This window comes from Pollutimonas subterranea (genome assembly GCF_002849655.1).
Lineage (GTDB): Bacteria > Pseudomonadota > Gammaproteobacteria > Burkholderiales > Burkholderiaceae_B > Pollutimonas > Pollutimonas subterranea.
In genome coordinates, this window is the sequence record NZ_PDNW01000007.1 from 98354 (window position 1) to 123165 (window position 24812).

Consider the following 24812-nt stretch of genomic DNA (forward strand, 5'->3'; position numbering starts at 1 on the left):
CGGCGGTGACCGGCGGGATCTGTATGCCACGATTTTATTCGACCGTTTTCAGCACTTCTCCGATCTTCCCGAATATCTCGCCGATTTGCCCTTCTTCGATAATGAGTGGGGGCGAAATGGCGATGATGTCGCCGGTGTACCGGACCATGAGACCCTGGTCGAAGCACTTCCTGAACACCTCTGCCGCGCGCGCTCCGGGCGCATCAGGGCGCGGCGCAAGCTCTATGCCCGCGACCAGGCCCAGATTGCGCACGTCAATGACGTGGCGCGCGTTTGCAAGCTGGTGGGCTGCATGCTCGAACGCCGGCGACAGTCCGCGCGCGCGCTGGAACAATTGATCGCGTTCGTAGATCTCCAGCGTGGCCATGATGGCCGCGGTCGCCAGGGGATGGGCCGAGTAGGTGTAGCCATGGAAAAATTCAATGCCATTGGCCGCGGCCGCCAGGATGGTGTCGTGAACGTTGCGCTTGACCGCCACCGCACCGGCCGGCACGCTGGCGTTGCTGATGCCCTTGGCCAGAGCCATGATGTCGGGCGTGATGCCGAAGTACTCGCTGGCCGTGGCCGCGCCGAGACGGCCGAAGGCCGTGATGACTTCGTCGAATATCAGCAGGATGCCATGCTTCTCGGTAATGGCGCGCAGCTTTTCCAGATAACCCTTGGGCGGGACCAACACCCCCGTTGAACCCGCCAGCGGCTCGACAATAACAGCGGCGATGGTGGACGCATCATGCAGCGCAATGATGCGTTCCAGGTCGTCGGCAAGGTTTTCGCCGTGCGTGGGTTGTCCGCGGGAATGGGCATTTTTCGACAGATCGTGCGTGTGGGGAAGGTGATCCACTGCGGGCAGCAATGCACCCGAGAAGGTTTTGCGATTGGGCGAGATGCCGCCCACCGAAATGCCACCGAATCCCACACCGTGATAACCGCGTTCGCGACCGATCAACCGAGTGCGCTGACCTTCGCCGCGTGCCCGATGGTAGGCCAGCGCAATTTTCAACGCCGTGTCGACCGACTCGGAGCCCGAGTTCGTGAAGAAAATGCGGTCCATGCCGGCGGGCATCATTTTGGCGACCGCCGTGGCCGCGGTAAAGGAGTCGCTATGGCCCAGCTGGAAGCTGGGTGCGTAGTCGAGTTCGGCAGCCTGACGCGAGATGGCGTCGATGATTTCCTGGCGGCCATGGCCGGCGTTCACGCACCACAAGCCCGCTGTCCCGTCCAGGACCTGCTGCCCATCAACCGTTGTGTAATGCATACCCTTGGCCTTCGCCAGCAGGCGCGGCTGTTCTTTGAACTGGCGGTTTGCGGTGAAGGGCATCCAAAGATTGGACAGATCGGGAATACTAGCCTGGGACATGGTCACCTCGGTGAATAGGTAATGAACTGACGATAGCCGTATTATCGCCGTTCGTGGCGACAGGGGGAATCGGATGCGGGGATCCAAGTATCGGAGTCCTGGTGTGCCATGACGTGACGCCCTGCACGGCTATCGCGACGGCCAATATATTGGCTTCGTCAAACGCTTTGCCGACCAATTGCATGCCGACGGGCAGTTTCTGCCTGTCAAAGCCCGCCGGTATGGAAATCGAGCACGCATCCACAACGTTGACAAAGCGTGTGAAAAAGCCGAACGGAGTCTGGCTTTCGTCCACACTCGATAGCGGCGCGGCCGTGAATGGCGTAGAAGGCAGCAGCACGGCGTCCATATTGGCCATCCACGCTTGCCAGCACTCTTTCATGCGCTTTTGCGCTTCCAGCAGATCCAGGTATTCATGCGCCGGTATATCCTGGGCACTCAGCATGCGCTCGCGTACGTACTGGCCTACCCGCAAGGAAGGTTCGGAAATATATTCCTTATGTACGTGATAGCCTTCGCACGCGATGATTTTCCCGGCCTTGGTCATCAGGTCCTCAATACCGAAGGGCAGTGGGCGGACGATGATTTTTGCCCCGAGTTCCTTGAGCGTTGCTATCATCGACTGATGGACATACAAGACGTCGTCCTGGACATCGATGCCATATTGGGCTGGCGGCACCACGCAGATAACCTTGCCTGCCAGCGCATCCGCCGCATCGGGCCGCCGTATAGCTGCCATGGCTTTTGCATAGCCGAAATGTGGCGCGTCACACAATGCCGCGGTCAGCAAAGCCGCATCTGACGCCGTCCGGGTCATGGGACCTATTGTGTCCAATGTGTGCGACAAGGGAAACGTGCCATCCAGGCAGATCAGTCCTTTGGTCGTTTTCAGGCCGGTAATGCCATTAAGGGAGGAAGGCGTTCGCACCGAGCCACCGGTATCGGTGCCTATCGCGCATGGCGCGAGGCCGGCCGCAACGGCAACGCCGGAGCCGCTCGACGAGCCGCCCGGTATCCGGTGCTCGGTCATGTCCCAAGGGTTCCAGGGCGTTCCCATCAATGGGTTGGTTCCCCAGCCGCCAAACGCAAACTCGACCATTTGCGTCTTACCCAAAATAACTGCGCCGGCAGCGAGCAGCTTTTTCACGATATCGGCGGTCACCGTGCTTTGTCGGTGTTCCCATTGCCGGGAGCCGACCGTCGTGGTGGTCCCTTCGATTTCACACAGGTCCTTCACGGCAATGGGTATGCCGTCAAGAGCCCCGAGTGCCAGGCCATGCCGGCGCCGCAAGTCCGACGCCCGGGCCAATGCCATTGCGGATTCGTGGAACACCACGCTGTACGCATTCAGCTTGGGGTTGAGCTCGTCGATACGTTGTAGAAATATGCCGGTCAGTGCCTCGGAGGTAATGGATTTCTGCTGCAGGCGCAGCGCCAGGCTTTCTATGGATGCAAAAGCAATATCTTTCATGGTCTTTCCTGAAAATCCTGCTTACGCCAAACCGGCCTGGGCCAGCATGGCGTGCAGCAGCACATTGCAGCCTGCCTCGATATGTTCGGGCGTGGCGTCTTCGATCTCGTTGTGGCTGATGCCATCTTTGCATGGAATGAAGATCATTGCAGACGGACAAACGCGGGCCAGGTAGACGGCGTCGTGCCCGGCGCCGCTTACCAGCCGGGAATGGGGCAGGCCCAGTGCGCCAGCCATGTTCTCGACCACGGCGATTTTTTCTTCATCGAAAGGTTGAGGAGGGAAGTACACCACTTCCTCGACCGAGACCGACATGTTCGAGTCCTGTCCGACCTGTGTGCATTTTGCCTTCAATGCAGTATCCATGCGGGTAAGGATATCGTCGCTTGGAGCCCGCAGATCGACGCTGAAGCTGACCTTGCCCGGGATGACATTGCGCGAATTCGGGAAAACATCGAACCAGCCGACTGTTCCCCTGGCATCGGGCGGATAGACCAGCGCGATGGCATTGACTTCCTGGATCAGGCTGGCGGCTGCCAGCAATGCATCTTTACGCAACTCCATGGGCGTCGAGCCGGCATGTGACTCCGTGCCTTGCACTACAACGTTGTACCAACGCTGGCCCAGCGCGCCGGTCACCACGCCGATAACATCCTGCCGCGCCTCGAGTACCGGGCCTTGCTCGATATGGGCTTCGAAATAGCTGTTGATGGGGAAGTGCCGGCACGGGGTCGCGCCGTCGTATCCGATCTCTTTCAATGCCGTCCGTACCGAAATATTGTTCCGGTCGGTACTGTCCAGGGCGGTATCGATACTGAATGCGTCGGTGAACACGCCCGAACCCATCATCACCGGTACAAAGCGCGATCCTTCCTCATTGGTCCAGACGACGACTTCAATGGGCGCTTCCGTCTGAATGTTGTGGTCATTCAGTGTGCGCAGTACTTCCAGGCCGGCGAGCACGCCGTAGTTTCCATCGAATTTGCCGCCTGTGGGCTGAGTGTCGATGTGACTGCCGGTCATCACTGGCGGCAAGTCGGCATTCCGGCCCTCGCGCCGCGCGAAAATATTGCCAATGGCATCGACCCGGACGGTGCAGCCGCAATCACGGGCCCATGACGTGAACAGGTCGCGTCCCTGCCTGTCCAGGTCGGTCAGGGCCAGGCGGCACACACCGCCCTTGGGCGTGGCACCGATATCGGCCAGTGACATCAAGGACGCCCACAGGCGATCGCCGTTGACTTTGAATTCAGTGGATGTGGTGGAAATCTGCATGGTTACAGCCTTACATTAAGAGACGAGAAAGCAACTGACGAAATGATGGGAACCCACTTGCCTGCGTTCGGGAATGTGGCTTTGGCATTGGTCGTTTGCAAAGGCACAGCGTGGCGCGAAGGTGCAGCCGCCCGGCAAGTTGGATAGGTCGGGAGGAGAGCCGCTGATGACGTCCAAGGGCTTGCCACGCGCCATGCCATGCTGGCGGCTCTTCAGCAAAGCCTTGGTATAGGGGTGGCGGGCGTCTTTCATGATCGATCCTATCGTTCCTTCTTCGACGATGCGGCCTCCGTACATCACTGCGACCCGGTCGGCGATTTCGACCGCCGCGCCAATGTCGTGGGTGACGAAAATAATCGAGAGCCCCAGTTTCTTCTGCAAATCCCGCATCAGGATCAGGACCTGGATTTGTACGGTTGCATCAAGCGCGGTGGTGGGCTCGTCCGCCAACAGCACCTGGGGGTCTGCGCAGAGTGCCAGCGCAATCATCGCCCGCTGCCTCATGCCGCCGGACATCTCATGCGGATACGAGGCCAGCCGCTTTTCCGGGCTGGGTATGCGCACCGCCTCGAGCGCACGCAAGGCGATTTGCCTGGCGTCCGCCTTCGACACGGGCTTGTGCCTGCGTATGCATTCAATGATTTGCTGGCCTACCGTGTAGACCGGGTCAAGCGCCAACAGGGGCTCCTGGAAGATCATGGCGGCCTGCTTGCCTCGGAATTTCTGTACTTCCTTTTCGGACATGCCCAGCACGTCGTGGCCACCGATCTCGATGAGTCCCTGGATCTTCGTTTGGCCAGCGGGGTGCAAGCGCATCAGCGCCCGCAGCGTCACGCTTTTACCCGAGCCCGATTCGCCGATCAAAGCCAGGGCTTCCCCCTGCTTGACCGCCAGCGAAACGCCATTGACCGCCTGTATCGTTTTGTTGGCACGCGTAAAGGTAACGTGCAAGTCCCGCACATCTATCATTGCATTGGCTGTATGCACGACATCCGGGGCGGCTTGGATAAAGGCTGCGTTGCTATTCATTGGTTTTTCCGTATGCCGGTTCATTTCGCCCGGGCCATGGAAGGCCTGGAGGCATCGGGCGTGCTCATGCCCACCTTGTCGTTGACCAGGAGGCATGCCACCTGGTGTTGTGCATTGCCTAGGAGCAGGGGTATGTTCACCGAGCAAATCGACTCCGCTTCTTTGCACCGGGGATGAAAGGTGCAGCCAGAAGGAGGATTGATGGGGTTCGGCGGGTCGCCCGCCAGAGGCGGCTCCAGTGTCCTGCTGTCCGGATCCATGGATGGCATGGACGACAACAAGGCCTTGGTATAAGGATGGGCGGGGTGCTTGAATATCGTCCCCGCTTTTCCTATTTCGGCTACTTTCCCCAGGTACATGACCATGACGCGGTCGCATAGGTATTCGACGACGCTCAGGTCATGGCTGATGAAGATGAACGTCAGGTTGAATTCTTTCTTCAAGTCGGACAACAAGTTGAGCACCTGGGCTTCGACTGACTTGTCCAGTGCCGACACCGCTTCGTCCAGGATGATCAGGCGGGGCCGCAAGGCCAGGGCGCGGGCAATGTTGACGCGTTGCCGTTGGCCCCCCGAAAGCTCATGGGGATATCTTCCCGCGAACCTGACGGGATCAAGTCCTACCTTGTTCAACAGGTAGTGGGCTCGCTCCAGGGCGATATATTTTGGTACGCCGTGTACGATTGGAGCAAACGAGATGATTTCCTCGATGGTCATCCGGGGATTGAGCGACGAATAGCTATCCTGGAAGACCATTTGGACCTGCCTGCGGAACTCCGTCATCGGCAGGCGGGGCGAGCCGACGACCTGCCCGTCGAAAATGAGCTCGCCGGTATCCTGCCCGATCAGTTGCATCAGTAGCCGCGCGGTCGTCGATTTCCCGCAACCCGATTCGCCGACGATGCCCAGCGTTTCATGCTTGAAGACCTCGAAATTCACGCCGTCCACGGCTTTGACCGCGCCGGTTTTGCGGCCCAGAATCGGCGATCGCAATGGGAAGTGCTTGAGGACGTCCTTGACGATCAGCAAGGGCTGGGCGGGTCCGCCGACGTCTTTGGGCGACCGATCGAACATAGTGTCGATTAAGCTGTCGTGCATGGCTAATCCTTGATTTCCATAGATTGACGCAAGCCATCGGCAAGCAGGTTGAATGAGATGGACGTAATGAAAATCATCAGGCCCGGCAGCGCGGCGACCCACGGCTGAACGTAAATGGCAGTACGCAATGTGTTGAGCATCAGGCCCCATTCGGGTTCGGGCGGCTTGACGCCCAGACCCAGGAAGGACAGCCCCGATGCCAGGATCATCGAGACGGAAATGAGGCTGGTGGCAAAGACGAAGATGGGCCCGAGTACGTTGTTCAGGATCTGGGCGGTCACTATCTTGTAGGATGAGGCGCCCGACGCCCTCGCGGCCTCGACGAATTCCTGGGTCCGGACCTGGGTCGTCACGCTTTCTGCGACACGCACGATCTGCGGAATGAATACGATGGTCAACGACAGCAGCGAGTTGCCTATGCCCGCACCCAGTGTCCCTGACAAGGCGATGGCCAGCAGTACCGAGGGAAAGGCATACAGGATGTCGATGAAGCGCATGATCAGCGAATTGGTCAGCCCGCCGGCAAAGCCGGCAAAGATTCCTATGGCGCTGCCGATGGCGAAGGCAATGATGACCGGTGTGATGCCCATGAATAAGGACAGGCGGCCGCCCAGCATGAGCCTGGACAGCATGTCGCGGCCTAGCTCGTCGCTGCCCAGCGGGAAATTTTCAGTCCCGATGGGCTTGAGTCGCGTCATGATGGACGACTTGTACGGGTCTCCAGGCATGAGCCAGGGCGCGAAAATCGCCAGGATGAAAAGTATGAGCAGCACAATGGCGGCGGCGACGGCAAGCCTGTTGCGCAACAGCTTGCTGAATACCTGCTTCCAGTAGCCGGGCGAGCGTTCGATGGCTGGGCTGGCGACATGGGAGTTCGCGGTGATGGCAGTCGTCATGGGTCAACCTCTTTGGATACGGGGATCAAGAAACGTTTGCATCGTGTCGACCACCAGGTTGAGCAAGACGAAAAACACGGCCAGTATCAGGATGGTGCCCTGAAGCAAGGGGAAGTCTCGTTGGAAAATTGCGGAATTCAGCAGAAAGCCGGTGCCGGGCCAGGAAAACACCGTTTCGATCAGTATGGAACCGCCCAGCAAATAGCCCAGTTGCAGGCCCATGACAGACAGCGCCGTAGGCGCAACATTCTTGACGACGTGCCTGAAAATGGCGGGCAGGGACAGTCCACGCGCTTTCAGTCCCACGATGAATTCGTTGGACAGGATATCGGCCACCAGCGCCCGGACTGTTCTTGCCACGATGCCCATCGGTATGACCGACATGGTGACTGCGGGAAGAATTATGTATTTCACGTGCGCCCAGTCCCACGCCCAATCGCCCGATCCACTGTCTCCGGCGCCGGTGGCAGGCAGCCAGTTCAGGAAGACCGAGAAGACGATGACCAGTACCATGCCCAACCAGTAATGCGGGATGCTCACGCCGAACACTGAAACAATCGAGGCAATCCTGTCGATGAAGGTATTGCGGAAGTAGCCGGACAAGAACCCCAGGAGTGCGCCGGCGGTAAATCCCAGTAGGGTGGCAAGCAAGGCCAGGCGTATGGAATTCACCACGGCATTGACTACCTCCGGCATGACGGGCCGGTTGGTCGCGATGGACGTGCCCAGATCCCCTTGCAGCGCTCTTAGCAGCCAGCTCCAGAATTGGGTAAGGAAGGGCTTATCGAATCCATACAAGGCAATAAGCTGCTGCCGCAATTGTTCAGATGCATCGGCCGGCAGGACCGAAACCAGTGGATCCCCGGGTGCGATGAAGATCAGGGAAAAGCAGAGAAAGGCTACGCCCAGAAGAATGGGAAGCGAATAAACGAGACGGCGTAAGAAATATTGCATGTTTAGTGGCCAGCAAGGTGTGTAGAGGTTCGCCGTAAGGTTCGCCGCAAGGCTTGCCGAAGGCTTTCTGCGATCCCATGCGAACCAGGCTGCGGCCCGCATGGGATGTTTATGCCGCTACTCCATGGACATGGTGGCTATATCGATAAACCAGCTTTTGGGCTGAACGACGCCTTTCACTTTTGGCGACATGGCGCGCGGTCCGACGTCATGTGCTACGAAGATGAACGGCGCCTCTTCCACAATGCGCGCATGCAGCTTGGCCAGCTCGGCGTCGCGTGCCTCGGGCTCGAACGAGGTTCTTGCCGCCGTGATGATCTCGTCGAATTCCGCGCTCTGGAAGAGTCCCCAGTTGTTCGAGACCGGTGGCAACGCCTTGCTGCTGACGAATCGCACCATCGCGAAGAATGGATCCATGGCCGCGGCGCTGACATTGGTGGCGTGCGCGCCATGCGCACCCGGGTCCTTGGCACCCAGGCGCCAGCTGGTAAAGAGCGTGTTCCACTCCACAACATCGAATTCAACGTCGATGAAGCACTCTTTGAGGTTCTGCTGGATATACTCGTTCATCGGCAGCGGTTGCATCTGGCCTGAGCCGGACGCCGAAATCTGCGTCTTGACCTTCATGGGCTTGGCGACCGAGTATCCCGCTTCGGTCATCAGCTTTCTGCCGGCGTCGGCATCGTATTTGATTTCGAATGACGGATTGCCCCACCAGGGACTGTCTTTCGAAGTGATCCCAGATGCCTCGGACATAAGGCCGCCGAGCATGCTCTTCATTCCGCTGCGGTCGATGCAGAGATTGGCCGCATGCCTTACGCGTTTGTCCAGCCATGGCGATCCCTCGGCGAAGGAAAGCTGCCACGGCCAGATATGAGGCTGTGCATTGGAATAGATGATGTTCCCACGGCCTTTGATGGCTTCAAGGGCATCGGGCGATGGCGCTTCAATCCAGTCCACCTGGCCGGATAACAGGGCGGCGGTTCGCGCGCTGGCTTCAGGCATGGGTATCATGACGACTTTGTCGATCTTGGGTACCCGGGCTGGATTCCAGTATTCGCTGTTCTTTTCAAGCTCCAGCCGTTCGCGCGGTACCAGCTTGGCCAGCTTGAATGGCCCGGTGCCCGCGGGGTTGGACGCAAATGCGGTCCATGCCTGCTTGGAGCGCTCCAATGGATCTTTCACCGCAGCAGGAACTTGACTGTACTTGCTTTCCCATTGCGTAGGCGAAACCATGAAAAGGTTGGTCAAGTTATAAGGCAGGAACGAATCCGGTTCGCTGCTCGTTATCTCAATCGTCAAGTCGTCGATCTTGCGGGCCGACCGTAGGGTCGGCATCCGGGATGCCGTAACGCCGATCTGGCTGGGGTCGTAGTGCTTCGCTTCTTTGTTTAGGACCTTGTCAACATTCCAGACGACCGCATCGGCATTGAATGGCGAACCATCATGGAACTTGACCCCGGGGCGCAGCTTGAATATCCATTTCGTCTTGTCGTTATCCACTACCTGCCACTCGGTGGCCAGGCCCGGAGTCAGTGGTGTGGGGCCCTTGTCGGATGAAAGGTCCCAGTGGACCAGCGCATCGTACATGGGGATCCCGGTAAAGCGATTGCCCTCAAAGCCCTGATCGGGTTGTCCCAGTGTCCGGGGTATATCGGCGGCCGTCATCGCAATGCGAAGCACGCTCGCTGCGTTGGCGCCAAGGGGAACGACGGCGGATGCAACCAGCACGGATGCAGCCAGTAATTGGAATTTTTTGTGAATAGCGCTTGGATGTGACATTTTGGATCCCTATGTTGAACGTCTCATAGGGGTCTAAGCACATCTCATGCCAGTTTTGCTGCACTGCAGAAGCGTGGTGGCACGGGCCTTTTCGAGGCAATCGAAGTGAGCGGGCCCGTCAAGCGATCTATTTTGGTGCAGTGCGGGATACGGCACCGGGCATGGTGGGCGCTCAGCCGCATGTGCAGGTCAAGCCAGGTTGCGCCGGTACACCACGAAGTCAAAGGAATAGCCGTTCTCGTCCGGCTGAGGCTGCCTGTCAACTTCGCGCCATGCGGCGGGGTCGATATCGGGAAAGTAGGTGTCGCCGTCGACATCGGCGTGCACTTCGGTGGCGACGATTTCGTTAGCGATGGCCAGGGCGTGCTTGAAGATCTGTTCGCCGCCAATAACGCAGATGCGCTTGGCATCCTGGCTGGCGGCCAGGGCGGCTTCAAGCGTGGGGAAAACGGTAGCGCCTGCTGCCTGATAGTCGGGGTTGCGGCTGATGACGAGGTTGGGGCGCCCGGGCAGCGGCCGGCCCAGCGATTCCCAAGTATTTCGACCCATCAGTATGGGTTGCCCCATTGTGATGCGCTTGAAATGCGCCAGGTCGGCCGGCAAGCGCCAGGGGAGGGCGTTGTCGCGGCCAATGACGCGGTTGCTGGAGTAGGCGACGATGAGCTGGATGGTAGGAGTGAGCATGCTTTCGATTATAAAGACTATACGTCCTATACTTGCACCATCAACGGACTGAGTGACCGCACGTGAAACAATATCTTGAACTTTTAAGCGACATCCTCGAAAACGGAGAGCAGAAGGGCGACCGTACAGGGACGGGAACGACATCTGTTTTCGGCAGGCAAATACGCCATGATCTGTCCAAAGGCTTTCCCCTTCTTACAACCAAGAAGCTCCATTTCAAAAGCATTGCCAATGAATTGATTTGGTTCCTTAGCGGCAATACGAATGTCGGCTGGTTGAATGAAAACGGCGTGACCATTTGGAATGAATGGGCAACCGACGAAGGCGAACTTGGCCCGGTCTATGGGAAGCAGTGGACGGCGTGGCCGACCAAGGATGGCGGCGCCATCAATCAGATTGACTACGTGGTCAACACCCTGCGAAACAACCCGAACAGCAGGCGTATTCTCTTTCATGGCTGGAACCCGGAGTATTTGCCGGATGAATCGCTAAGCCCCAAGGAAAACGCCAGGCATGGGCGGATGGCGCTTCCGCCCTGCCATTTGTTGTATCAGTTCTATGTGGCCAACAATAGGCTATCGGCTCAGCTTTACATCAGAAGCTCGGACAGCTTTCTTGGTTTGCCCTACAACATTGCGTCCCTCGCTTTGCTGACGCATATGCTGGCCCAGCAGTGTGATCTCGTACCGCATGAGATTGTTGTCAGCATAGGTGACCTGCATGCGTACTCAAATCATATGAACCAGATTCGGACTCAGCTGGCACGGGATACCCGTGTTCTGCCCCAATTGCTTCTTAAACGGAAGCCGCAGTCAATTTACGATTACAGGTTCGAGGACTTTGAAATCGTGGGTTACGACCCTCATCCCTCGATTGCGGCCCCCATCGCTGTCTGAGACGGAGCCGCCCACTTCATCGGACGAAGATCGTTCAGGCTTCGATTATCGTTACGGAATGGGTGATGTCTGCGGTCTTGGCCAGCATGGCCGAGGCCGAGCAGTACTTATCGTGCGACAGTTGCACGGCGCGCTCCACGGCTGCGGCGGGCAGGTTCTTGCCAGTGACCTGGAAGGCGAAGTGGATTTTCGTGAACACCTTGGGGTCCGTCTCGGCCCGCTCGGCGGTCAGTTTGACCTGGCAGTCGCTTATCGCATGTCGCCCGCGTTTCAGGATGAGCACCACATCGTAAGCGGCGCAGCCGCCCGTTCCGGCCAGAAGCATCTCCATCGGCCTGGGCGCCAGATTATGTCCGCCACCATCAGGGGCGCCGTCCATGGTGGCAACATGACCGCTACCCGTGCGGGCCACAAACAACATGCCCTCCGGGCCGCCCCAATCGATCGTGCATTCCATGCTAATTAATTCCTGTGTCTCGTTGAAGCATTAATCATTGCTCATTAAGAGCCATTGTGCAATCAAGGAGCGTCGACGCGGCGTGGGCTGTGAGCAGTAGCGGCGAAACACCGAAGATTGCCCGGCCTGTTTCTTGCTGCGTGGATAGTGCGCTATTGTTATGATGAAATGAATGCAGTTGCGCCGCCGCTCCTCTGGAGCAGGCTGCCGATGTCGGACAATAAGGATTCTATGAGCACACACACCACGATGCAGGATCAACCCGCTTTTTCGCGCCGCATGAGCGTGCTCGACGGACTGCTGTCCGAAGTGGGAAGGGCTGTTCAAGTACTTGATGGCTCTGTGCATGCGGGTCGCCCCAACCCGGCTGGCAAGCATCGCATTCCGGCAGGGCAGGCTGCAGCCAGGCCTGAACTGACAGCCGCCGAACAAAAGCATGCGGCGGGTCTTATGAGGGTTAACCATGTGGGCGAAATCTGCGCACAGGCTTTATATCGTGGCCAAGCTCTGTTTTGCGGCGACGCAGCAATCGAGAAAGTGTTCGTCAAGGCGGCCAACGAAGAGGTGGACCATTTGGTGTGGTGCAGGCAGCGTCTGGTCGAGCTCGACAGTCGACCGAGTCTTCTGAACCCTTTGTGGTATGCCGGTTCGTTTTCGCTCGGCATGCTCGCAAGTCGTGCCGGTACCGCTAGAAATCTTGGATTCATGGCCGAGACGGAACGCCAGGTGGAAGAGCATCTGGATGAGCATCTCAAGGATTTACCTCTTGTGGACGAGCGTTCGCGAGCTATTGTCGCGCAAATGCGCGACGACGAAATCGGGCATCGCACCACGGCTGAAAGAAGTGGCGCCAGCAAACTTGGGCCGATAGTCCGGCTTGCAATGCGCGGAATGTCTAAAATCATGACCGTGACCGCTTATCGGATCTAGTCCTGCGGTCTCATTTGTAACAAAACAAGGACGAGGGTTTACACGGAATTACTTTTTTCGCTTTCTATGAGTGCGTCAGTGCAAAAAAAACGACAAAACATCAACTCACCCAATTTTTTGCTCAACTTATCTTGCGCCGCACAAAAGAACGCTATATACTTCAGTTATCGGATGTCGAAACGTGATTGCAAGGGAAAACCCCAGTCACCGAGGTCTCAAGCTAAACAAGCTTTTGTAGCCCGACATGCCAAGGTTGTCTCCTCCACCCTCCTCCTTTGGTGGATTTAGCCCAAGATCGCAAGATCTTGGGCTTTTTTTTGTCTTTCAGCCTATGGTTTTATTCTGCACGTTGTGTAATGTATGGCGTATGCCATGAAAAGTGGACTAAATACCACGTCAGGCAAGTAACATTTCTTGTTGCATCTATTTCCCGCCGCAGCGGCGTCCTGTTACAAAAACATCCGATAATGTATTGCTAACTTTGTTCTTGGGGATTGTGTGATTTCGCCTCACCTTTGGGGATCTTTTACCTGGTTTTATATCTGTATTGTCGCGTTCATGGTCGGCGGCCTGATCGTTGCCTCCGAACGCTGGCACGGCTCGTTTACCGGCGACTCCGACATGAGCAAGCCGCAGGCTTCGCACTCTCGACCTACGCCCCGCGTGGGCGGCCTGGCGGTGCTGGCCGGAACGCTGGCGGGCTTGCTTGTGCTAGGCCCCAGCAACATGACGCTTACTTGGCTGTGGCCGGTGCTTTTCATTGCGGCCATGCCGGTGTTCGTGGCGGGTTTACTTGAAGATATCACCAAGGACGTGGGTTCCGGCAAACGGCTGATGGCTGCTTTTTTGTCGGCCGCGATTGCATGGTGGCTGTTGGGAGGCGTATCGCGTGTTGGCTTGGGTTGGGCCGACTGGATTCTGTCGTTCTGGCCTATTTCCCTGTTCTTCACGATGATTGCCGTAGGTGGCTGTACGCACGCCCTGAATATCGTGGACGGAATGAACGGGCTGGCCGGCATGATTGCGACATTGATGGCAATCTCGCTGGCGCTGGTTGCCTTGCAAGTCCAGGACATCCCCATTTTCCTGATTGCCGCGGCCCTGGCTTCGGCTACGCTGGGTTTCCTGGTCTGGAATTTCCCGTTTGGCCGGGTATTCCTGGGCGATGGCGGGGCGTATTTCCTGGGTTTCATGCTGGCGGAACTGGCCGTGCAACTGGTCGTACGCAATCCCAGCGTTTCGCCGTTTTACGCGTTGGCGGTTTTGTTTTATCCGGTTTTCGAGACGCTGTTTTCCATCTGGCGCCGACGCTTCAAGCGTGGTGTGCCGGTCGACCAGCCCGACGCCCTGCACCTGCATCAGTTGGTGTTCCGGCGCCTGGTCCGGGTCACGTTCAGCCGCGACGGTCGTCATGCGGTGCCTGCCTTGTGCAACGCCATGGCGTCGCCGTACCTGTGGGTTCTTGCCCTGATCGGCCTGGTTCCCGCCACCATATTTTGGGATAACGCCTGGGCGCTGTGTGGCAGCCTGGCCGTGTTCATCTGGGTGTACATATGGCTGTATTCCCGCCTGGTGTCATGGCGCAGGCCTGCATGGCTGCTCCTGCCGTCGCTGGGCCGGCACAGCCACCGCAAGTAGGCCAGTCTTTGCCTACGCGCCCGTATCTTTTTTCTTTACGCACATAGCCTCGGAGAATAAGTTGGAAATTCAAGAAATCAAGCTTGCAGTCGTTGGTCTGGGCTATGTAGGCCTGCCCCTGGCAGTGGAATTCGGTAAAAAACGTTCGGTGCTGGGCTTCGATATCAATGCCCGCCGGATTGCCGAACTGAAAGATGGCCAGGACCATACCCTGGAAGTCGATTCGAAGGAACTCGCTGAAGCCTCTCAGCTGCGCTTCACCAGCGAGGCGACTCATCTGGCCGAAGCCAACGTATTCATCGTCACTGTGCCTACACCCATCGACGAGTACAAGCAGCCGGATCTCACACCGCTGGTTCGCGCCAGCGAAACGATCGGCAAGGTTCTCAAGCGCGGCGACATCGTGATCTATGAATCCACGGTCTACCCGGGCGCCACCGAAGAAGAGTGCGTACCGGTTCTGGAACGCATTTCCGGTTTGCGGTTCAACGAGGATTTTTTCGCCGGCTATAGTCCCGAACGCATAAATCCGGGCGACAAATTGCACCGGGTCGCTACGATCAAGAAGGTGACTTCCGGTTCAACACCCGAGATCGCCGATCTGATCGATGCGCTCTATGCCGAGATCATTACCGCCGGCACGCACAAGGCGCCGTCCATACGCGTGGCCGAGGCGGCAAAGGTCATCGAGAACACCCAGCGCGACGTCAATATCGCGCTTATCAATGAACTGGCTCTCATCTTCAATAAAATGGGCATAGACACCCAGGCCGTTCTTGAAGCCGCCGGCACGAAATGGAATTTCCTGCCGTTCCGGCCGGGCCTGGTGGGCGGCCATTGCATAGGCGTGGACCCTTACTACCTTACCCATAAGGCACAGTCCATTGGCTACCATCCGGAAATTATCCTGGCGGGCCGCAGGCTGAACGATTCCATGGGCGGCTACGTGGTGTCGCAGCTGGTCAAGCACATGACCAAGCGTCGGATCCAGGTTCAAGGGTCACGTGTGCTGGTGATGGGGCTGGCGTTCAAGGAAAATTGCCCGGACCTGCGCAATACGCGTATTGTCGATATCGTGAGCGAACTGGGCGAGTACAACATCGACGTCGATGTCTACGACCCATGGGTCGATCCCGAAGCGGCCGTGCACGAATATGGCATTACACCTGTTGCAAGTCTGGAACCCGGGACCTACGATGGAATTATCCTTGCGGTGTCGCATGACGAGTTTGTGGCGATGGGATGCGAGGGCATTCGTGCCCTGGGTAAGGCCGAGCATGTGCTCTACGACCTTAAATATGTCTTGACCGCCAACGAATCCGATTTGCGGCTGTAATCCAGAAAGTGTAGAGGTGGACTATGAGTACTCGTTATCAAGAAGTCACGGCTAGCCTGCAGACCGATCCCAAGGTCTGGCTCATTACCGGATGCGCCGGATTCATTGGCTCCAATTTGCTTGAAACCTTATTGAGCATGGATCAGAAGGTCGTCGGGCTGGATAACTTCGCCACCGGACACCAGTACAACCTGGACGAAGTCCAGAAAACCGTTACGCCGGCGCAATGGGCCAACTTCCGCTTCGAGGAAGGCGATATCCGCGATCTAGACGCATGCCGCAAGGCGGTTACCGGGGTGGACCACGTATTGCACCAGGCGGCGCTGGGATCGGTGCCGCGTTCCTTGCAGGATCCCATCACGACGAACGACGTCAATATCAACGGTTTCCTGAATATGCTGGTAGCCGCGCGCGACGAAGCGGTCAAGTCGTTTGTTTATGCCGCGTCCAGCTCGACCTACGGCGACCACGAAGCCCTGCCCAAGGTCGAAGAAAATATCGGCCGTCCCTTGTCGCCTTATGCGGTGACCAAGTACGTGAACGAACTCTACGCAGACGTGTTCACGCGCTCCTACGGTTTTGGCAGTATCGGCTTGCGCTATTTCAATGTCTTCGGCAAGCGCCAGGATCCAAACGGTGCCTATGCTGCGGTCATCCCGAAGTGGGTGGCGGCCATGATACGTGGCGAAGACGTGGTTGTTAACGGCGACGGCGAGACCAGCCGCGACTTCTGCTTTATTGAAAATGTGGTCCAGGCCAATATCCTGGCCGCCCTCGCGCAACCCGAAGGCATCAATCAAGTCTATAACGTGGCGTTCAATGCGCGCACCAGCCTGACCGAACTCTTCGAGTACCTGGCCAAGGCCCTGGGCAACAACGGCATTGTTTACGACAAGCCTCCTGTTTACAGCGAGTTCCGTGCCGGCGATGTCAGGCATTCCCAGGCCGATATCAGCAAAGCGAAACAGCTGCTTGGGTACGAACCGGTGCACAATATTGTGCAGGGGCTCGAGGTGTCCATGCCTTGGTACACGCAATTCTTGCGTTAACTTGAAAAGCCTCAAACAGCGTCTTTCCGGCCTGCATTCCGACCACAGACGCATTGCACAGGGTGCAATGCGCGTGGCGTTTTTTTTGCTGCTTGGCAAAGCGGCGGGTGCATTCAAGGAAATGGCGGTCGCCTATCGCTATGGCGTGAGCGAAGTCGTCGATGCCTATCAGTTCACCATGACCATGGCGAACTGGCTGCCTGTCACCATTGTCGGCGCATTGTCGGTCGTACTGATTCCGGTACTGGTGCGTACGCGCGCGGAAGATCGCGCCAGCCGCGCGCGCTTCCTGGGCGAACTGCAAGGCTGGGTGATAGCCATCGGCACGGTGCTGGCCGTCTTTACTTACGTCGCATGGCCGTGGGTACTGGACCTTGCCGGCCAGGGCTTGCCGGCTGAAGCCAGGCAGATGAGTGCGCAGCTTACGTTGGCGTTCGCGCCGGCCGCCTTGTTGACACTTATGACCGGGATCAGCGCGGCACGGCTGCGTGCGCGTGAACGCCATATCAATACCTTGCTCGACAGCGTGCCGGCTGTGGTCATCTTGGTCTGGGTGCTGCTTGCCGCAACCGTCAATGACGTAGGACCGCTGTTGTGGGGAACGCTGGTCGGCTACCTGATCCAATCGGTTTGGCTGCTGTGGCTGGCGGCTCGTGCCGACGGCATGTGGGGCAGGCCGCGGCTGGGTCTGACTTCACACCAGTGGCCCGACCTGGTCAAGGCGGCGGGCGTGATGTTGATCGGACAAGTCGCGATGAGCTTTGTCGGCCCGATCGACCAGTACACCGCGGCCAATCTGGGCGCCAATGCCAACTCCACGCTGGGCTATGCAAGCCGCTTGCTGGCATTGCTGCTGGGCGTCGGTGCGGCGTCGGTAGGGCGCGCCGCTTTGCCTGTGCTGGCCGACATTCAAAGCCGCGGAGACGCCGGCCGGGCCAGGACTACAGCGCTCAAGTGGTCCGTGCTGATGTTGTTGGGCGGCGGCGTGGTGACCATTCTGGGTTGGTGGCTGGCCCCGTGGGGAGTTGCCTTGCTGTTCGAACGCGGCGCGTTCACCGCGCAGGATACTGAAACGGTGGCCCATGTGTTGCGGTGGGGCCTGTTGCAGATGCCGTTTTATTTCGGTGTGCTGATATTGGTGCAACTTCTGGCCAGCCAGAACCGCTACCGGATCATGGCTGCGATTGCCGTGGCTAATTTTATTTTGAAAGCCATCATGAACCAGGTCCTGGCTCCTGTCATGGGGCCGGCCGGCATCATGCTGGCAACCAGCATGATGTATGCCTTGTCCTATATCTGCTATGTTGTCGTGGCCTTGCGGCCGGCCGCCTTGACGGCCAAGTCCAATTAGTTTTTCCTACAGGTATTGTCTTGAGTTCTTCGCATTTCCAGCCTCATTTGATGATCGTTATTCACTCGCTGAGTGGAGGTGGAGCCGAACGTGTCGCGGCGGATCTCAGCGCTTACTGGGTGCGGCGAGGCTATCGCGTTACGGTGGTCACCCAGGCGGATGCCAGCACCGATGTCTACCCTTTGCACAATGCGGTCAAGCGTTATGCCCTGGGCACGGCGGCGTTCAGTACGGGCAAGCTCAGCGCCATCCTGGCCAATTTGCGCCGTGTATGGGCATTGCGCCGCCTCATCAAGCGCGAGCGTCCAACCATCGTGCTCGGCATGATGACGACGGCATCGATTCTGGCCATCGTGGCAGCCCGAGGCCAGCCTTGCCGGGTCATTGCCACCGAGCATACGCATCCGCCATCCCAGGAACTTCCAGAAATGTGGCTGCGCCTGCGCCGCTGGGCGTACCCCCAGGCCTCGGCGGTGGTTGCGCTTACCTCGGGCACGGCGGCATGGCTGGAAGAGCACGTGCCCGGTTCACACGTTACGGTCATTCCCAACGCCGTACGCTGGCCGCTGGATAATGACGAGCCCCGGCTGGTCCCGCCCGCCAGGGAGGGGCGTTACCGCTTGCTGGCGGCGGGTCGCCTGCATCCCCACAAGGGCTTCGACCTGCTCATAAAGGCGTTCCAGGCGGTTGCCCGGCACTTTCCGGAGTGGGACCTGGTCATACTTGGCGAGGGTGATGGCCGCGAAGCGCTGCAGGGCCAGATCGACGCCGCGGGGCTTGCCTCGCGCATCAGCATGCCGGGCCGGGCGGGCAATGTAGGCGAATGGTATGCGCAGTCCGACCTGTATGTGCTCAGTTCCCGTGTCGAGGGCTTGTCCAATACATTGCTCGAAGCCATGGCCACCGGCCTGGCGCCGGTCGCTTTTGACTGTGAGACCGGCCCGCGTGAAATCGTGCGCAATGGCATAGACGGCGTGCTGGTCAATCCACCGGAAGACGACGAGGCCCTGGCCGCCCATCTGTCCGACATGATGGCCCATCCTCAACAGCGGGAAGCCTATGCGCGTAGAGCCATCGACGTGCGCGACCGGTTTTCCACGACGCGTGTCATGGCGTTGTGGGGCCATTTGTTTGAAGCGAGCTGACTATGTGCGGAATCGTTGGTCTATGGGGCGGACTGCCCGACAAAGAAGACATTATCCGGAAAGGCTGTCGCCGCTTGCATCATCGCGGACCCGACAGCGAAGGCTACTGGGAAGACCAGGGCGCCGGCTTGGCGCTGGGCCACGTCCGCCTGGCCATCCTGGATCTGACGGCGGCTGGCCATCAGCCCATGGTATCGGCCTGCGGACGCTATGTCCTGATACTGAACGGGGAAATCTACAACCACCTCGACATGCGCGCCTCGCTGGAGAGCCGGGGCCACGCGCCCGCGTGGCGCGGCCATTCGGATACGGAAACCGTGCTGGCCGGATTTGCTGCGTGGGGCATCCAGAAAACCTTGCAGGCGTCCACGGGCATGTTCGCCATGGCCTTGTGGGACAGGCAGGAACGAACCCTGACGCTGATGCGTGACCGCATGGGCGAGAAGCCGCTGTATATGGGATTCGTGGCGGGCAACTTCGTGTTCGCGTCCGAGCTCAAGGCCTTGACCGATATCCCTGGCTTCGACAAACGCCCCGACCGCAGGGCGTTGTCCTTGCTGGTGCGGCACAACTATATTCCCGCGCCCTACAGCATCTATGGGGCTATCCGCAAGCTGGCGCCCGGTTGCTGGGTTCAGCTTTCCGAAGAGCAGCGCCAGCACGCCACGCTACCCGTATCGCAGCACTATTGGTCCGCGCAGGAAGTGGCCGACCAGGCACGCGCCCGTCCCTTGTCGTTCGGCACGGATGGCGAGGCAGTGGACGCCCTGGAGTCAGTGCTGGGCACCGCGGTGAAGGGCCAGATGATTTCCGACGTGGATCTGGGTGCCTTTCTTTCCGGAGGCATCGACTCGTCAATAGTCGTGGCCTTGATGCAAAAAAACAATGCGCAAGCGGTCAAGACATTTTCCATTGGATTCGACGAGCCGGCATATAACGAGGCCGAGCACGCCAAGGCAGTTGCCGGGCACCTGGGCACGGAGCACACTGAACTCTATGTCAGTTCCGCCGATGCCCTGGCCGTCGTGCCGGGCTTGGCGGCCATTTACGACGAGCCGTTTGCCGATTCATCACAGATTCCCACCATACTGGTCACGCGCATGGCGCGCCGCCATGTCACGGTAGCCTTGTCCGGGGATGGCGGCGACGAATTATTCGGCGGCTATTCCCGCTATTTCCGCGCCAAGCAGTGGTGGGACAAGCGTGAGGCCATGCCCGGCTTGTTGCGCATGCCTTTGGCTGCCGCGGCCGGTGTGGGCGCCGGCCTGCTGAGTGCAGGCCGCAGGCAGGACCAGTTCCAGAAACTGGCGCAAGTGCTGCGCGCTGATCACGCGGGTACTTTCTACCAGCAATTTGTGTCGTACTGGAATGATCCGTCCCAGGTCGTGATAGGTGCCGATGTGCCGGTCACCCCGTTTGACGAGTCGTCCGATGACGCCATTTTCGAGCGCATGATGCTGCTGGATGCGCTGACTTATCTGCCCGACGACATTCTTGTGAAAGTGGATCGGGCGGCCATGGCGAGCAGCCTGGAAACGCGTGTGCCGATGATCGATCACCATGTGTTTGAGTTCGCACAGCGCCTGCCGCGCGATTACAAGATACGCGACGGACAGGGCAAATGGCTGCTGCGCCAGTTGTTGTATCGGCATGTGCCGCGTCAGATGATTGATCGTCCGAAGAAAGGGTTTTCCGTTCCGCTGGCCGTATGGCTGCGCGGGCCGCTCAAGGACTGGGCAGCGGCTTTGCTTGACCCTGTACACCTGCGCCAGCAGGGTTTGTTCCATGCCGAGCCCATCGAGCGGAAGTGGCGAGAGCATCAGTCCGGTACACGCGACTGGAGTACCCACTTATGGAGCATCATCATGACGCAAGCCTGGCTTGAGCATACTCAGGCGTCCGATATGGGACAGCAATGAAAATACTGTTTTTCGTCAGTTCCATGCATGCCGGCGGGGCGGAGCGGGTGGCAGCGACATTGGCCAGCGCCTGGGCGCAGCGCGGTGATCAGGTCACGCTCGTACCCAGCTATACGAAGAAGGGCAGCCTTTTCTATCCCCTGGATTCCGGCGTGAGGTTGACCTGGCTGGCCGATCGCATGGGCTGGCTGGGCAAAACATGGTTCGCCAGTATTGCGAAATGGTTCGCGATGCGCCGGCTGATCAAGGAGACGCGGCCGGATGTCGTGATCTCATTCCTGACCAATGTAAATGTAATGGTGCTGCTGGCAGCGCGTGGGCTCGATGTGCCCACGATTGTGTGTGAACGCACCAATCCGTCGGTCAGCAGCAGCGCCGGCAAGGCCTTGGTCTGGCTTCGCCGGCACACTTACCCATGGGCAAGTCTGGTTACGGTGCAGTCCCAGGACAGCGTGACGCCTTTTCAGGAAATGGTTCCGGCTATACGGCGCATGACGGTGATTCCTAATCCCTTGCCGCCCGAATTGGCCGAGCCGGTAACGGTGCGCGACGCACCCGGACCCGGCCGGCGTCGGCTTGTGGCCATGGGCCGGCTGATGCCGGTCAAGCGTTTTGAACCGCTCATAAAGGCCTTTGCCACATTTGCCGAGGACTTTCCAGAGTGGGACCTGTATATCTGGGGTGATGGTCCGCTGCGGCCGGCGCTGATTTCGGTCGTGCAGGGGGCTGGCCTGGAGGAGCGCGTGTTTCTCCCTGGTCGTACCAGTTCGCCCTGGGAAGAGCTTGCCGTCGCGGATGTTTTTGTACTGGCATCCGAAGTAGAGGGGTTTCCCAACGTATTGCTGGAGGCGATGGCACTGGGCCTTGCATGTGTCACGGTCGATTGCCCCAGCGGACCGCGAGAGATCAGCCGCGACGGCAAGGACGCATTGCTGGTCCCCTTGGGCGACGATCAGGCCCTCGCCGGGGCCATGGTGCAACTTATGACCGACCCAGTATTGCGCGGCGTATTGGGCAGGCATGCAGCCCAGTCCGTTCGCGATCGTTATGCGTTATCTGAAATATTGCATCAATGGGACGGGCTTATTGCCAGCGTCCAGCAACCGAAAAGCCAGGAAGTCGAGGCATGAGTGATTACCAATACGTCAATCCAGATCCATTGCATGTGGTGCATATCATCACGGGTCTGGGGCAGGGTGGAGCGGAAACAGTGCTGCACCGACTGCTTACCGCAGATATCCAGAGCGACCGGCATTGCGTGATTTCCCTGGGCGGCGAAGGTGTCTTCGGTCCGCGCCTGCGCGAAGCAGGCATCGCCGTTTACGCGCTGAACATAAAATCGCCAATTGGGGCGGCCAAGGGCTTGTGGCGCTTGCACCGGTTGCTGCGGCATCTAAGGCCTGATGTCGTGCAGACCTGGATGTATCATGCGGACCTGTTCGGCGGAGTCGTAGCGCGCCTGGCTGGCGTCAAGGCAGTTGCCTGGGGCATACGCAATTCGGGTGCCGACCTGCACAAAACCAGTCGATCCGCCAAGGCCCTGGCATGGCTGTGCGCCCGCGTATCCAGGCTTGTGCCGGCAGTCATCGTGGCGTGCGCCGAGAATGCCGCCCAGCGCCATCAAAAATGGGGCTATCGGGCTGACCGCATGCTGGTTATTCCCAACGGCTACGATCTGACACGCTGGCAGCCCGATCTCGCCGCTCGCGCCGCCGTTCGCAATGAATGGGGCTGGACCGGCGATGAAAGCGTTATAGGCAGCGTGGCGCGCTGGAATCCGTTGAAGGACCATGCCAATTTGCTGGCTGCCTTCGCGCTCAGTGCGCAGCACGATCCGGCCTTGCGCTGCGTGCTGATCGGCCCGGACATGGATGCGTCCAACACTGAACTCATGACGTTGATCACCCGTCATGGCGTCGTCGACAAGGTGAAGCTGCTGGGCCGGCGCGAGGATGTGCCCAGGCTGATGAATGGACTCGATGTCCATGTGCTGTCGAGCCTTGCAGAAGGCTTTCCAAATGTGGTGGCCGAGGCAATGGCCTCCGGCGTGGCTTGCGTCGTGACCGATGTCGGTGATGCGGCGCGCATTGTCGGCGACACCGGCTGGGTGGCGGCGCCTCAGAATCCGCTGGCCCTGTCGCAAGCGCTGGACCAGGCTGCGGCCCATCTTGGTACCGAGGACATGGAACAGCGCTTGCGCGCGGGACGCGAGCGGGTGGGAAAACTGTTCAGCCTCGAGGCCATGGTGAATGCCTATCATGTGGTGTGGCGTCGACTGGCGGCCGATTATCCTGCCGCAAACCGCGCCACCCCGCGACCTTCCTATGCCCATGACGGACAGGCAGGCGTGGGCCGGGCGCCGCGATTGCTGTTTGTCGTCAACAATCCAGCATTTTTTCTTTCGCATCGCTTGCCCCTGGCGTTGGGTGCGCAAGAGGCCGGCTTCGACGTTCATGTCGCCACCATGGCCGGCGCCTCGGTGCCGGAGATCCTCAGTCATGGCCTCGTCCACCATATCGTTCCCATGTCGCGCAGCGGCAAGAATCCGGTTGAAGAGGTTCAGAGCATTTACGCAATATGGAAGCTGTTGAGGCGTGTGAGGCCCGATGTCATGCATGCCGTTACGATCAAGCCGGTGTTGTACGGCGGGATTGCAGCCAGGCTTGCCGGCGTGCCAGCCTACATTGCCGCTATTTCAGGTTTGGGGTTCGTGTTTAGCAAGCGCGATGGAGGTTTTGATTTCCTGCGGTCAGCCGCGACTGTGCTGTATCGCCTGGCATTGGGGCATCCGAATAGCCGTGTAATCTTCCAGAACGCCAATGATCGCGATGTACTGCAGGATGCCAAGGTGGTCAGGGCCGGCCAGGTCGTACTGATACGCGGTTCAGGCGTGGACCTGGATGCGTTTCAGGCGACCCCCGAACCCGAAGGGCCGCCTGTGGCCATCATGGCGGCGCGACTGTTGCAGGACAAGGGCGTAATGGAATTCGTGGAAGCGGCACGCCTGACGGCTGGTCATGCCAGCGGCTTGCGCTGGTTGCTGGTGGGCAGCCCTGATCCCGGCAATCCTGCCAGTATCAGCCAGGGCGAGTTTGACCGCTGGAGCAAAGAAGGGGTCGTCGAATGCCTGGGCGAGCGCTCCGACATTGCAGCCTTGTACCAGCGTTCGCATATCGCCGTGCTGCCGTCTTATCGCGAAGGCTTGCCCAAATCGCTGGTGGAGGCCGCGGCTTGCGGTCGCGCCGTGGTAACCACCGACGTTCCAGGGTGCCGGGATGCCATCGAGCCGGGCGTGTCGGGGTTGCTGGTGCCGGCGCACAATGCCAGGGCGCTTGCCGATGCCGTGGTCAGCCTGGCGTCGGACGACGCCCTGCGCCGCCGGATGGGGGAGGCAGGCCGGCTCTTGGCGGAACAGGAATTCGACATCCATAAGATCGTGCAAAAGCACGTCGACCTGTACCTGCAGTTGAGTCGGCCCGCGTAGGGCGCCCCGCCTAGGGCGGCCTGCGTAGGGCAGGCTGGCCCGGCGCGGGCCAGCCTGCCACC

At 59.1% G+C, this 24812-nt stretch carries 20 protein-coding genes and 1 pseudogene; 11 read left to right on the forward strand and 10 right to left on the reverse strand.

The genetic code is table 11. The annotated features are described in order from the left end of the window. Positions 1-34 precede the first annotated feature (34 nt). The 9 genes from aptA to CR159_RS10240 form a co-directional block, all read right to left on the reverse strand. Positions 35-1357: an omega-aminotransferase AptA gene (gene aptA / locus CR159_RS10200; protein ID WP_500796517.1), complete on the reverse strand. Its 1323-nt coding sequence runs from the start codon at positions 1355-1357 to the stop codon at positions 35-37. Then, a complete protein-coding gene (locus CR159_RS10205; RefSeq protein WP_102073849.1) occupies positions 1344-2828 on the reverse strand; it encodes an amidase in 1485 nt (494 codons plus the stop codon). Before CR159_RS10205 ends, aptA begins: the two co-directional genes overlap by 14 nt. A gap of 21 nt (positions 2829-2849) precedes the next feature. Continuing rightward, positions 2850-4103: a Zn-dependent hydrolase gene (locus CR159_RS10210; RefSeq protein WP_102073850.1), complete on the reverse strand. Its 1254-nt coding sequence runs from the start codon at positions 4101-4103 to the stop codon at positions 2850-2852. A 15-nt stretch (positions 4104-4118) separates the two neighbouring features. Continuing rightward, positions 4119-5132, reverse strand: a complete 1014-nt coding sequence (locus CR159_RS10215; RefSeq protein ID WP_439650522.1) for an ABC transporter ATP-binding protein — start codon at positions 5130-5132, stop codon at positions 4119-4121. A 20-nt stretch (positions 5133-5152) separates the two neighbouring features. Beyond that, complete coding sequence (locus tag CR159_RS10220; protein WP_233208250.1) at positions 5153-6229, reverse strand: ABC transporter ATP-binding protein; 1077 nt, start codon at positions 6227-6229, stop codon at positions 5153-5155. Positions 6230-6231: 2 nt separating this feature from the next. Then, positions 6232-7125 carry an ABC transporter permease gene (locus tag CR159_RS10225; RefSeq protein ID WP_102073851.1) on the reverse strand — a complete coding sequence of 298 codons (894 nt, stop codon included), beginning with the start codon at positions 7123-7125 and terminating at the stop codon, positions 6232-6234. A gap of 3 nt (positions 7126-7128) precedes the next feature. Then, a complete protein-coding gene (locus CR159_RS10230; RefSeq protein WP_102073852.1) occupies positions 7129-8079 on the reverse strand; it encodes an ABC transporter permease in 951 nt (316 codons plus the stop codon). A 117-nt stretch (positions 8080-8196) separates the two neighbouring features. Beyond that, entirely contained in the window at positions 8197-9861 is a 1665-nt protein-coding gene (locus CR159_RS10235) for an ABC transporter substrate-binding protein (protein ID WP_102073853.1), read from the reverse strand. Between the two features lie 189 nt (positions 9862-10050). Further along, positions 10051-10545, reverse strand: coding sequence for a dihydrofolate reductase (locus CR159_RS10240; protein ID WP_102073854.1), 495 nt, complete (start codon positions 10543-10545; stop codon positions 10051-10053). A 62-nt stretch (positions 10546-10607) separates the two neighbouring features. On the opposite strand from CR159_RS10240, the gene CR159_RS10245 reads away from it, so the two are divergent. Next, positions 10608-11441 carry a thymidylate synthase gene (locus tag CR159_RS10245; RefSeq protein ID WP_102073855.1) on the forward strand — a complete coding sequence of 278 codons (834 nt, stop codon included), beginning with the start codon at positions 10608-10610 and terminating at the stop codon, positions 11439-11441. A gap of 34 nt (positions 11442-11475) precedes the next feature. Here CR159_RS10245 and CR159_RS10250 read toward each other — a convergent pair whose 3' ends face one another. After that, the gene (locus tag CR159_RS10250) at positions 11476-11898 is read right to left on the reverse strand and encodes an OsmC family protein (RefSeq protein ID WP_199173284.1); all 423 of its coding nucleotides are present in this window, start codon (positions 11896-11898) and stop codon (positions 11476-11478) included. A gap of 231 nt (positions 11899-12129) precedes the next feature. On the opposite strand from CR159_RS10250, the gene coq7 reads away from it, so the two are divergent. From coq7 to CR159_RS22230, 10 genes and pseudogenes are all read left to right on the forward strand, one after another. Continuing rightward, a complete protein-coding gene (gene coq7, locus CR159_RS10255) occupies positions 12130-12828 on the forward strand; it encodes a 2-polyprenyl-3-methyl-6-methoxy-1,4-benzoquinone monooxygenase (protein WP_102073924.1) in 699 nt (232 codons plus the stop codon). 558 nt (positions 12829-13386) lie between these two features. Further along, entirely contained in the window at positions 13387-14466 is a 1080-nt protein-coding gene (locus CR159_RS10260; protein ID WP_102073857.1) for an MraY family glycosyltransferase, read from the forward strand. 61 nt (positions 14467-14527) lie between these two features. Next, the gene (tviB, locus tag CR159_RS10265) at positions 14528-15802 is read left to right on the forward strand and encodes a Vi polysaccharide biosynthesis UDP-N-acetylglucosamine C-6 dehydrogenase TviB (RefSeq protein WP_102073858.1); all 1275 of its coding nucleotides are present in this window, start codon (positions 14528-14530) and stop codon (positions 15800-15802) included. Positions 15803-15825: 23 nt separating this feature from the next. After that, positions 15826-16851, forward strand: coding sequence for an SDR family oxidoreductase (locus CR159_RS10270; protein WP_102073859.1), 1026 nt, complete (start codon positions 15826-15828; stop codon positions 16849-16851). Position 16852: 1 nt separating this feature from the next. Next, positions 16853-18202, forward strand: coding sequence for a murein biosynthesis integral membrane protein MurJ (gene murJ, locus CR159_RS10275; RefSeq protein WP_102073860.1), 1350 nt, complete (start codon positions 16853-16855; stop codon positions 18200-18202). A gap of 50 nt (positions 18203-18252) precedes the next feature. After that, positions 18253-19347, forward strand: coding sequence for a glycosyltransferase family 4 protein (locus CR159_RS10280; protein WP_102073861.1), 1095 nt, complete (start codon positions 18253-18255; stop codon positions 19345-19347). 2 nt (positions 19348-19349) lie between these two features. Continuing rightward, a complete protein-coding gene (asnB, locus tag CR159_RS10285; RefSeq protein ID WP_102073862.1) occupies positions 19350-21266 on the forward strand; it encodes an asparagine synthase (glutamine-hydrolyzing) in 1917 nt (638 codons plus the stop codon). After that, positions 21263-22396, forward strand: a complete 1134-nt coding sequence (locus tag CR159_RS10290) for a glycosyltransferase family 4 protein (protein ID WP_102073863.1) — start codon at positions 21263-21265, stop codon at positions 22394-22396. The genes asnB and CR159_RS10290 overlap by 4 nt, the downstream gene beginning before the upstream one ends. Beyond that, positions 22393-23412 (forward strand): annotated as a pseudogene (locus CR159_RS22225) (glycosyltransferase); the annotation flags it as partial. The gene CR159_RS10290 and the pseudogene CR159_RS22225, both read left to right, overlap by 4 nt. Before the next feature lie 201 nt (positions 23413-23613). Continuing rightward, entirely contained in the window at positions 23614-24750 is a 1137-nt protein-coding gene (locus CR159_RS22230; RefSeq protein WP_369406250.1) for a glycosyltransferase family 4 protein, read from the forward strand. The last annotated feature ends 62 nt before the right edge of the window (positions 24751-24812 follow it).